The 11,888-nt window shown below is 57.0% G+C and carries 8 protein-coding genes; all 8 read left to right on the top strand.

Annotation, left to right across the window (positions count from 1 at the left end; translation table 11 throughout):
• Positions 1 to 178 precede the first annotated feature (178 nt).
• Complete coding sequence (yaaA, locus tag ACYASS_RS06110; protein WP_463585473.1) at positions 179 to 958, top strand: peroxide stress protein YaaA; 780 nt, start codon at positions 179 to 181, stop codon at positions 956 to 958.
• 814 nt (positions 959 to 1,772) lie between these two features.
• Positions 1,773 to 3,089 carry a nucleotide sugar dehydrogenase gene (locus tag ACYASS_RS06105; RefSeq protein WP_463585472.1) on the top strand — a complete coding sequence of 439 codons (1,317 nt, stop codon included), beginning with the start codon at positions 1,773 to 1,775 and terminating at the stop codon, positions 3,087 to 3,089.
• A 106-nt stretch (positions 3,090 to 3,195) separates the two neighbouring features.
• The gene (gene alg8, locus ACYASS_RS06100; protein ID WP_463585471.1) at positions 3,196 to 4,677 is read left to right on the top strand and encodes a mannuronan synthase; all 1,482 of its coding nucleotides are present in this window, start codon (positions 3,196 to 3,198) and stop codon (positions 4,675 to 4,677) included.
• A 41-nt stretch (positions 4,678 to 4,718) separates the two neighbouring features.
• A complete protein-coding gene (locus ACYASS_RS06095) occupies positions 4,719 to 5,891 on the top strand; it encodes a PilZ domain-containing protein (RefSeq protein WP_463585470.1) in 1,173 nt (390 codons plus the stop codon).
• Between the two features lies 1 nt (position 5,892).
• Complete coding sequence (algK, locus tag ACYASS_RS06090) at positions 5,893 to 7,311, top strand: alginate biosynthesis TPR repeat lipoprotein AlgK (RefSeq protein ID WP_463585469.1); 1,419 nt, start codon at positions 5,893 to 5,895, stop codon at positions 7,309 to 7,311.
• Positions 7,308 to 8,789, top strand: coding sequence for an alginate export family protein (locus ACYASS_RS06085; protein WP_463585468.1), 1,482 nt, complete (start codon positions 7,308 to 7,310; stop codon positions 8,787 to 8,789). Before algK ends, ACYASS_RS06085 begins: the two co-directional genes overlap by 4 nt.
• 26 nt (positions 8,790 to 8,815) lie before the next feature.
• Positions 8,816 to 10,432 (top strand): mannuronan 5-epimerase AlgG, encoded by a 1,617-nt coding sequence (gene algG, locus ACYASS_RS06080; protein ID WP_463585467.1) that lies wholly within the window; start codon positions 8,816 to 8,818, stop codon positions 10,430 to 10,432.
• 13 nt (positions 10,433 to 10,445) lie between these two features.
• Positions 10,446 to 11,885, top strand: a complete 1,440-nt coding sequence (locus ACYASS_RS06075) for an alginate O-acetyltransferase AlgX-related protein (protein ID WP_463585466.1) — start codon at positions 10,446 to 10,448, stop codon at positions 11,883 to 11,885.
• The last annotated feature ends 3 nt before the right edge of the window (positions 11,886 to 11,888 follow it).

Below are 11,888 nucleotides of genomic sequence, written 5' to 3'. Positions count from 1 at the left end.
GTGTGCCTGAAGAACCGCGTCAGCCCTCTCGCCAACAAGTTGCCTCCTGCCTGAACCGGGCGACGCGGCGCTCCTGCAACCTTGCGCCTCATTTCAAATCACACACCTATCACCGTCATAGCTGGAGTCAGACTCCAACAATCCCTAGAATCCCCCAACGATTAAAGGAGACGACCCTATGCTGATGGTGATTTCCCCGGCAAAAACACTTGATTTCGACACCCCGCCGACGACCGAGCGCTTCACCCAGCCACAGTACCTGGACCATTCCCAGGAACTGATCCAGATACTGCGTGAATTGACGCCTGCGCAGATCGGCGAGCTGATGCACCTCTCGGACAAGCTCTCAGGCCTGAACGCCGCCCGCTTCGGCAGTTGGACACCCGCATTTACTCCCGAGAACGCCAAGCAGGCCTTGCTGGCGTTTAAAGGCGACGTTTATACCGGTCTGCAAGCGGAAACCCTCAGCGACGCCGAACTCAGCTATGCCCAGGACCATCTGCGTATGCTGTCCGGGCTTTACGGCTTGCTGCGCCCGCTGGACTTGATGCAGCCCTATCGGCTGGAAATGGGCACCAAACTGGCGAACGGCCGAGGCAAGGATCTGTATGCGTTCTGGGGCACGCGTATCAGTGAATGGCTGAACGAGGCGCTCGCGGAACAAGGCGACGACCTGCTGCTGAACCTGGCGTCCAACGAATATTTTTCAGCGGTTAAACGCTCAGCGTTGAACGCACGCATCATCGATACCGATTTCAAGGACCTGAAAAACGGCCAATACAAGATCATCAGCTTCTACGCCAAGAAGGCTCGCGGCATGATGAGCCGCTTTGTGATCTCGGAAAAAATCAACACGCCGGATGCACTTAAACAGTTCGATGTGGGTGGCTACCGCTACAGCAGCGAACAGTCCACGGCGACCAAATTAGTGTTCCTGCGCGATACTCCCGACGCATAAAGCGGTCCTGCCAGGCGTGAATCCCCTCCTGATCGCGCCTTTTCTTCCCCTTGCACCATCGTGCAATTTGCGATTTGCCAACTTACTGTCGTCAGGTTTATGACGCATTTTTTTAGTTGGCGATTTTCTCAAAAAATTAACAAATTTTTTGCGTACTAGCCTTTGGCTTATCACTGGTAGTGGCATTGTCACACCCACTCAACGGGAGCGCTTGAGAACTAAGGGCTTCAGAGCAGGTGACATCAATGTGCAACTACGCGATCAGGACGCGTAAAAAAAGAAATTCTCAAAAAGAGGACGAGTGGCCCGGAACTTATCCCGAAACCAGACGCTCCTACATCCCGTAACAATTCTCGTCATCCTTGTGAGAGATCACTTACAAGCGACGTAGAAAATCCGGAAGTTGCCGTTTAATAAACTGACCTCAGGTTCAGCGGCGGTAGAGACTCAGGAGATTGAATCACCGCTATACGCCTTAGTCGTTTGGCAAAGCACTGTTCAAGTGCATAGCGCAATAATGAGGCATGGCAGCCGAGGCTCTGGCCCGGGCCTGTCAGCCACAAGCTTGCGATAGCACCAAAGGAGTGGTTTACCACATCCCAGAGCAAGGCCCTGAGGCTGTTACAGCCAGGTTACTTGCCGTTCAAGACTCAGCAGTATTTGAGATTGCCTTAGTTACTTCTGGCACTCACCTTTTTTAAATATGCCTGCGCTTGTTGTGAGACTTCTTCAAGTCACACTTTCGAGTGCGCGATAACTGCTGGCCAAAATTAATATCCAGCCAACTTATGGCGTGTAAATCGAGGAGAGTACGATGCGTATCAGCATCTTTGGTTTGGGTTATGTCGGTGCAGTCTGTGCCGGTTGCCTTTCAGCGCGGGGTCATGACGTTGTTGGTGTGGATATCTCTGCTGCCAAGATCGACCTTATCAATAACGGCAAATCGCCAATCGTAGAACCTGGTCTGGGCGAGCTCCTGGACAAGGGCATTCGTACCGGGAAGCTGCGCGGCACCACGGATTTCTCCGAGGCCATCCGCGCCACTGACGTGTCGATGATTTGCGTCGGTACACCGAGCAAGAAGAACGGCGACCTGGAACTCGATTTCATCGAATCCGTTTGCCGCGAAATCGGCTTCGTACTGCGTGAAAAAGACACTCGCCACACTATCGTTGTGCGCAGCACGGTTCTGCCAGGCACTGTTGCCAACGTCGTGATCCCGATCCTCGAAGACTGCTCCGGCAAGAAAGCCGGTGTCGACTTCGGCGTTGCAGTGAACCCTGAGTTCCTGCGCGAAAGCACTGCGATCAAAGACTACGATCACCCGCCAATGACCGTTATCGGCGAGTTCGATAAAGCCTCCGGCGACGTGCTGCAAGCCCTGTACGAAGAACTCGACGCACCGGTTATCCGCAAGGACATCGCCGTTGCCGAGATGATCAAGTACACCTGCAACGTGTGGCACGCCACCAAGGTCACTTTCGCCAACGAAATCGGCAACATTGCCAAAGCGTGCGGCGTCGATGGTCGTGAAGTGATGGAAGTGGTCTGCCAGGACAAGCAACTGAACCTGTCCCAGTACTACATGCGTCCAGGCTTCGCTTTCGGCGGCTCCTGCCTGCCAAAAGACGTCCGTGCCCTGACCTACCGTGCTGGCAGCCTGGATGTTGAAGCGCCTCTGCTCAACTCGCTGATGCGCAGCAACGTATCCCAGGTTCAGAACGCTTTCGACATCGTGGCGTCTCACGACACTCGCAAAGTCGCGCTGATGGGTCTGAGCTTCAAGGCCGGTACTGACGACCTGCGTGAAAGCCCGCTGGTAGAGCTGGCTGAAATGCTGATCGGTAAAGGCTTCGAGCTGAGCATCTTCGACAGCAACGTTGAATACGCTCGTGTTCACGGTGCGAACAAAGACTACATCGAATCGAAGATCCCTCACGTTTCGTCCCTGCTCAACTCGGACTTCGATGCAGTCATCGAAAACGCCGACGTGATCATTCTGGGCAACCGTGATGAGCGCTTCCGTGCGCTGGCCGACAAGGCTCCAGCGGGCAAGCAGATTGTGGACCTGGTCGGCTTCATGACCACCACCACTGCCGAGAACGAAAGCGCTGAAGGTATCTGCTGGTAAAACAGCTGCAAGCTACAAGCTTCAAGCGGCAAGCCAAAAGTTCAAGCTGCAACCCCCACTTGGGGCTTGCAGCTTGAAGCTTGCAACTGACCTAGGGATACCAGATATGCACAGGCTAAAACATGGCCTTCTACAGGCCGCAGGTTGGTTGTTCTACCTGAGTTTATTAGGGGCACTCGCCACCGCGCTGCCTACCAGTATCTTTGACTCACAGTCGAAGAACTTTATTTTCCTGATTGGCGCCGTCGGCATCTGGCGCTACTCAATGGGCGCTACGCACTTTGTGCGCGGCATGATCTTTCTCTACATCGTGTATCCACACTTGCGTCGTAAAGTGCGCAAGCTGGGCAAATCGGCGGACCCGTCTCACGTGTTCCTGATGGTCACCAGCTTTCGTATTGATGCGCTGACCACCGCTCAGGTGTACAGCTCGGTGATTCGCGAAGCCATTGAGTGCGGCTTCCCGACCACCGTGGTCTGTTCCCTGGTAGAAATGTCGGATGAGCTGCTGGTCAAAGCGATGTGGGAAAAGGCCAATCCGCCTGAGCACGTCAAACTGGACTTCGTACGGATTGCCGGTACCGGTAAACGTGACGGTCTGGCGTTCGGCTTCCGGGCTATTTCCCGTCACATGCCGGATGACCGTGCAGTGGTTGCCGTGATCGACGGCGACACCGTGCTGTCTGAAGGTGTCGTGCGCAAAACCGTTCCGTGGTTCCAGCTGTTCGGCAATGTCGGCGGTCTGACCACCAACGAATTCTGCGAAGTCCGCGGCGGCTACATCATGAGCGAGTGGCACAAACTGCGCTTTGCTCAACGTCACATCAACATGTGCTCGATGGCCCTGTCCAAGCGCGTACTGACCATGACCGGTCGTATGTCCGTGTTCCGCGCAACCGTCGTGACCGACCCGGAATTCATCGCCGACGTTGAAAGCGACTCGTTGCACCACTGGCGTCTGGGTACCTTCAAGTTCCTGACCGGTGATGACAAGTCCAGCTGGTTCAGCCTGATGCGCCTTGGCTACGACACGTTCTACGTGCCGGATGCAGCGATCAATACCGTTGAACACCCGCCTGAGAAAAGCTTCCTCAAGGCCAGCCGCAAACTGATGTATCGCTGGTACGGCAACAACCTGCGTCAGAACTCGCGTGCACTGGGTCTGGGCGTTCGTCGTCTGGGCGTCTTCACCAGCATCGTGCTGTTCGACCAGCGTGTGTCGATGTGGACCTCCATTCTGGGTCTTACCGTCGCGATCATCGCCAGCTTCAAATACGGCGGCATGTTCATCCTCATGTACCTGCTGTGGATCGGCATCACGCGCCTGATCCTGACCCTTCTGCTGTCCTGCTCGGGACACAAGATCGGCCCGGCCTACCCCGTGATTCTTTATTACAACCAGATCGTCGGCGCACTGATGAAAATCTACGTTTTCTTCCGCCTGGACCGCCAGTCCTGGACACGCCAAGACACAAAACTCAGCCGCGACATGGCCAGTTTCCAGGGTTGGTTCAACACCTGGTCATCCCGAACCATGACTTTCTCGGCTGGCACCATCTTCGTCGCAGTGCTGTTGACGATGGTTTAAACCGGGCCAACGGATTAATCGCTTAAGTAGGAAAAATAGCCATGAATACAGCCGTGAATGCAAACGTCGTACATGAATCCGAAGCCCAGCGCCAACACGCACGGGTCAAAATCCCGGCCAAGCTGCGCTTGCTCAATGGCGCGCCAAACGCGCCCCTGGTTCGCATCGAGGACTTGTCGGCTGGCGGCCTGAGCTTCATCGCCCCGGCCCAGCAGAAGCCAACAATCGGTGAAGTTATCAAGGGTCGCCTGCAGTTCCTGATCGACAACCTTGGCCTGGCCATGGATGTCGAGATGCAGGTTCGCTCCATTGATGCTTCCACCGGTCGTGTGGGCTGCCAGTTCCAGAATCTGGAAGTACAGGACATCGCCACCCTGCGTCACCTGATCACCTCTCACCTGAGCGGCGATATCGTGAGCATGGGCGAAGTGCTGGCGACTCTGCAGCGCGACAACTTCACCAAAGCACGCAAGGTCAAAGGCAGCGGCGACGGCATGAGCGGTCTCGGTCGCTTGCGCGCAGTCACCTTCAGCCTGGGCATCTTCATCGTCGGCCTGGCGGCATTCGGTTTCATCTTCAAGACCGTTTACAGCCTGTACTTCGTCAGCCACTCCTCGGCCGGTCTGGTGACCTTGCCAGCCATGGACGTGACCATGCCGCGCGAAGGTACTGTGCAAAGCCTGGTAGCCGTTAACGCTCCGGTCGCCAAAGGCGCGCCAATGGCGTCGTTCAACACCAGCATGCTGGAAATGCTCAAAGGCAGCCTGAACGGCGACGACCTGCAGCCAGCGAAAATCGAAGAGCTGTATGGCAAGCAAATGGCCGGCACCCTGACCAGCCCATGTGATTGCGTCATCGCCAAGCAACTGGTTGCCGATGGTCAGTTCGCTGCCAAAGGCCAGGTGATCTTCCAACTGGTGCCGCGTAACACCGCTGCCAATATCGAAGCTCGCTTTACCTATCGCCAGTTCAACGACGTCAAACCAGGCACCCGCGTGAACTTCCAGGTGGCCGGTGAAGACAACGTGCGCAGCGGCAAAATCATCAGCAGCACCAACCTGAGCGAAACTGATCTGGCCACTGATATCCGCGTACAAATCAAGCCTGACGAAGTGCTGGACACTTCCCTGGCTGGCCGTCCGGTAGAAGTCACCAGCGATCGTGGTCCATCGATGAACTGGCTGATCGACAAAGCCATGGCCGCGGGTCTCTAACATGCGTAGCCCATTACAAAGATTGTCGAGCCCTACACTGTTGAGCCTGGCCGTTGCCATCGCCTTGACCGGCTGTGCCGGCCTGCCCGATCAACGCCTGGCCAATGAAGCCCTGAAAAACGGCGACACCGCACTGGCAGAGCAGAACTATCGGCAACTGGCGGACCTGGGCTACAGCGATGCGCAGGTTGGTCTGGCTGACATTGCTGTGCAGAGCGGTGATCCGCAGCGCATCAAGGAAGCAGAAGCCACTTACCGTGCCGCAGCTGAAACCTCGCCACGTGCCCAGGCTCGTCTGGGTCGCCTGCTGGCCTCCAAGCCAGGCGCGACCGAAGCGGAGCACCATGAAGCCGAAGACCTGCTGAAAAAGGCCTTCGCCAGTGGCGATACCAGCTCGCTGACGCCGTTGGCCATGCTTTACCTGCAATTCCCGCACAGTTTCCCGAACGTGAATGCCCAGCAGAAGATCAGCGAGTGGCGTGCACAGGGTTACCCGGAAGCCGGTCTGGCCCAGGTGCTGCTGTATCGCACTCAAGGCACTTACGACCAGCACCTGGATGACGTAGAGAAAATCTGCAAAGACGCACTGAGCAAAGTCGACATCTGCTACGTCGAGCTAGTCACGGTCTATCAGAAACGCGGCCAGAACGACCAACGTACTGCGGTGGTCGACCAACTGAAAAGTGCTTACTCGGTGGGCCGTGTCGGCGCCCAGCGTGTCGACAGCGTCGCCCGGGTTCTGGGTGATGCGTCCATCGGCACGCCGGATGAAAAAACCGCCCAGCAATTGCTGGAGCAGGTTGCACCGGGTTACCCCGCTTCGTGGGTGACACTCGCCAAACTGCTTTACGACTTCCCCGAACTGGGCGACGTCGACAAGATGATGGAATACCTGGACAACGGCCGTGCAGCGGATCAACCCCGCGCCGAACTGTTGCTGGGTCGTCTGTATTACGAAGGCAAATGGGTACCGGCTGATTCACAAAAAGCCGAAGCGCACATGAAGAAAGCCGCAAGCGGCGGCGAGATTTCCGCGCACTACTACCTGGGCCAGATCTACCGCCGTGGCTACCTCGGCAGAGTGGAATCGCAAAAGGCACTGGACGAACTGCTGATCGCTGCACGTGGCGGTCAGAACAGCGCTGACTTTGCCATCGCCCAATTGTTCTCCCAAGGTAAAGGCACCCTGCCTAACCCGGTCAATGCCTGGGTCTTCAGCCAATTGGCATTGCAGGCTCCAGAGCCGACGCCAGCTGCCACTGAACTGGCGCAGGAAATCAGCACCGCATTGCCACCTGAAAAACTCGCCACCGCCCAACGGCTGTTGCAGCAAGAGAAAAACGTCCGGGGTATCACCAGCCAGAACGCGCTGGCCATGCAAGCCCTGAAAGAAGAAGACGGCGAGGACGCACCACTATGAAGTTGAATCCCCTGATGGCCGCTGGCCTGGGTCTTGGCTTTACCCTGCTTTGGGCCACGCCGACACTGGCGGCCCTGACTGAAGAAAAGAACTTTGGTCTGGAAGTGAAAATCAGCGGCCAGGCCGAAGACGACCGCGATCTGGGCACACGCTCGGGCGGCGACGTCAACGGTCTCGGTCTTGACCTGCGTCCTTGGGTCTATGGCGAACGTGGCGCCTGGAGCGGCTATGCAATGGGTCAAGTGGTGACTGCCACTGACACCATTCAGACTGACCCTCTTGAGCAAACCGACTCCACCACCCAGGAAACCACTCAGGCTCGCGGCAATGCCAGCGAGCGCGAAGTCGACAAGAGCTACCTGGCCTTGCGCGAATTCTGGATCGGTTACAGCGGCTTCACACCGTACCCGGGCGAAATACTCAAGGTCGGTCGCCAGCGTCTGCGCAACGACGACGGCCAGTGGCACGACACCAACATCGAAGCGGTGAACTGGGTTTTCGACACCACCCTGCTCAAAGCAGACGTGGGTGTGGCTCAACGCTTCAGCGAATACCGCACAGACCTGACTGAACTGTCCCCGCAAGACGAAGACCGTAAACACATCTTCGGCGACGTCAGCTATCAGTGGATGCCAGGTCAGTGGGCCGGTGTGCGTGCACACCACAGCCAGGACGACGGCAACCTGAAGAAGTCCGGCGAAAATCTGGACGACCTGGACAAGACCTCCAATGGCGATCTGACCTGGCTGGGCTTGCAAGCTAACAGCGACGCTTACAACCACCGCAATACCAACACGATCAACTACTGGGGCAGCGTGACCTGGCTCTCCGGTGATCGCAGCCAGATCGCAGCCAACGCACAGCCAGACGGCACGTACCAGGCAGGCGACAAGACCAACAGCAACGTCAATGGCTGGGCCACTGACCTGGGTCTGCGTTTGCGTCTGGACCCGCAATGGCAAGTCGGCGCGGCTTACTCACGCGCCAGCAAGGAATACGAGCAGAACGGCCTGGAATCCAACCGCTCGAACTGGACCGGTACGCGCTCGCGCATTCACCGCTTCGGTGAAGCGTTCCAGGGCGAAATGGCCAACGTGGAAAGCGGCTCGCTGTTCGCTTCCTGGCAGATGCAGGATGAATACGATGCGTCGTTGATCTATCACAACTTCCGCCGTACCGATGGCAAAGCGCGCATCGGAACCTCGGGCATCAACGCCGTGGGCGCTGATGAAAGCGGCGTTCTGTCGTCCCTGCCACTGACCACAGACGGCAGCAAGGATCTGGGTCAGGAAATGGACCTGGTCGTAACCAAATACTTTAAAGGCGGTCTGTTGCCTGCGGCTCTCAGCCAGTCGATGGATGAACCTTCAGCGCTCGTCCGTCTGCGTGCCGGTGTTTTCAAACCGGGTGATGCGTATGGCAGCGAAGTCGACAGCTACATGCACCGCGCCATCGTCGACGTCATCTGGCGCTTCTGATGCAACCGCGAAAGGAGTGCGATGAGATGAACAGTCAAGCAAGCAGTCTGCGCAACCGCGCATGGCCACATGCACTGCTCGAAAGCGCAGTGCTGAGCGGCGCGCTGTTGCTCGCCAGCTCCGCCATGGCCGCCACTGTGCCGGTCAACCCGGTCCCGGCGACCAGCCCTGGCATGGTCAAAGAACTGCAAGAAGCCAAAAGCTACACCATCAGCAGCCCTCCGGTTGAGACGCTGACGATGGAGAAACCTGTGTTGCCGGACATCTCCGGCTACACCGCCGAAGCCGCCGCGAAGAAAATCGTGCGCAGCAAGCCTGGCAAGGTTCGCATCACGCGGATCATGGAAGAAGTCGGCCTGAAGGAGTTCGTCGGCGGTGACAACAAGATGGCCGAATGGGTAGCCCGTCAACAAGGCATCCCGCAAGCGATCGTCATCGAAGGCGGCTACGTGAACATTCAGGACCTGGCTAAAAAGGTCCCCAAACAATACCTGAGCGAAGTGTCGCCGGGCGTCTACCTTGCCCGCCTGCCGATCCTGGTCAAGGCTGACGCCACCTTCGACGTCGACAAGAAAGCGCACGAGCTGCGCCTGTCACAAGAGAAGGGATCGTTTCTGGTCAACGAAGGCAAGCTGTTCATGAGCGATACCCAGCTCAACGGCTGGCGCGAGAAGACCAACAGCCTGGCGACCTTCCGCAAGCCTGATGAATTCCGTCCGTTCCTGCTGTCGTGGGGTGGTTCCGAGACCTACATCATCAACACCAAGATGGCGAGCCTGGGCTACGACCAGAGCAAGTCCTACGGTGTGAGTATTTCTCAGTACACGCCCAACATGGTCAAGCAGATGAACAAGCCTGATCCGACCGGCTGGATCGTCGGCTCGGAGTTCTCGGACATGTGGTACGGCTTCTACTGCTATGAAACCAAAGACTTCGTCGTCAAGGGCAGCACCTACCGCGACAACATCGTTTACGGCATTGACCCGCATGACCGTTCCCACGGTCTGATCATTGCCGAGAACAACGTCTACGGCACCAAGAAAAAGCACGGGATCATTATTTCCCGTGAGGTGAACGACAGCTTCATCTTCAACAACAAGAGCCACGACAACAAGTTGTCCGGCCTTGTTCTGGACCGTAACAGCGTCAACAACATCGTGGCTTACAACGAGATCTACAAGAACCACACCGACGGCATCACCCTGTACGAAAGCGGCGACAACCTGCTGTGGGGTAACAAGGTCATTGCCAACCGTCGTCACGGTATTCGCGTCCGTAACAGTGTGAACATCAAGCTCTACGAAAACATCGCTATGGCCAACGGCCTGCTGGGTGTCTATGGGCACATCAAGGACCTGAGCGACACCGACCGCGACATCGCCCTTGACCCGTTCGACACCAAGGTTTCGTTGATCGTGGTGGGTGGTGAATTGACCGGCAACAGCTCCGGCCCCCTGTCGATCGATTCGCCTTTGAGTATCGAACTCTACCGCGTGGCGATGCTGGCTCCGAGCAAGACCAGCGGCATCAGCTTCAACGGCGTTCTGGGTGAGCGTCAGGACGAGATTCTCGACCTGCTGGTGCGCCAGCAGAAAGCCGTGCTGATTGACCCGGTCGAAAGCCAGAAAGAACTTCAGGACTGAGAAGGTATTTTATATGCACGCACACTTGATCAAGTCACTCAGCCTGTCCGGCCTGACCGCAGCCCTGATCGCAATCAGCAGCGGCGCACGAGCAGACGAAGTGCAGGCGCCCAACTTCACGGCCGAGCCATGCTGCCAGCTGTGCCCGGCTGCGCATGACGCCAGAAACTACACCACGCGCTACCAGCAGAACTTTACAACACTGGTACAGGCTGAGGGTGACTGGCTGTTCCGTACCCAGGAAGACCTGCGTACCGAGTTCAACACCACGCCTGAAGGCTATCGTCGCATGCAGCAATTGCACGATGCGTTCAAGAGCAAAGGCGTTGAGCTGGTTGTGGTTTACCAGCCAACCCGTGGTCTGGTGGATCGCAACAAACTGTTCCCGGCTGAGCGCGAAAAGTTCGACTACGAAAAAGCGCTGACCAATTACAAAGCCATGCTCGGTCGCTTCGACAAAATGGGCTACTGGGTTCCAGACCTGTCGCCACTGACCAACGAGCAACAGGCTCACGATTTCTACTTCCGCGGCGACCAGCACTGGACGCCATATGGCGCACAGCGCACGGCAAAAATCGTTGCTGAAACCGTGAAAAAGGTTCCGGGTTACGCCGACATTCCGAAGCGTGAATTTGAAAGCCACGTTTCGGGACGCATGGGCAAAACCGGTACGCTGCACAACATGGCAGCGCAATTGTGTGGCAACACCTACGCCATCCAGTACATGGACCAGTTCACCACCGAGCCTAAAGGCGAGGCTGGTGACGGCGACCTGTTCGGTGATTCCGGCAACCCGGAAATCACCCTGGTCGGTACTAGTCACAGTGGCAAGAACTACAACTTCGCCGGCTTCCTGCAGGAGTACATCGGTGCCGACATCCTGAACGTCGCCTTCCCCGGCGGTGGTCTGGAAGGTTCGATGTTGCAGTACCTGGGCAGTGAAGATTTCCAGAAACGTCCACCAAAAATCCTGATCTGGGAATTCTCGCCGCTGTACCGCCTGGACCAGGAGACCATCTACCGTCAAATGATGTCGCTGCTCGATAACGGCTGCGAAGGCAAACCTGCAGTGATGAGTGCCAGCACCACGCTGAAGACCGGCACCAACGAAGTACTGGTCAACGGCAAAAACGGCATCAAAAACATCCGCAACGGCAGCAACCAGATCGACATCCGTTACGCCGATACTTCGGTGAAGGTCCTGCAAGCCAGGCTCTGGTACATGAACGGTCGTCACGAAGATCTGAAAATCGAAAAACCGGAAACATCCGATACAGACGGGCGCTTCTCCTTCGAACTGCGAACAGATGAAGACTGGGCTGACCAGCAACTGCTCGCACTGGAAATCCAAGGCCCGGAAGCGGGCACTGCACCCCAGAAAGTCGAAGCGAAAGTATGCAAACGCAACGTGTTCCCAGCCACTGCGCAGCAAACCGCGCAAGCCGGGTTATGAGGC

It is taken from the genome of Pseudomonas sp. HP_14 (genome assembly GCF_055283875.1).
This window is presented reverse-complemented; position numbering and strand designations above follow the sequence as displayed.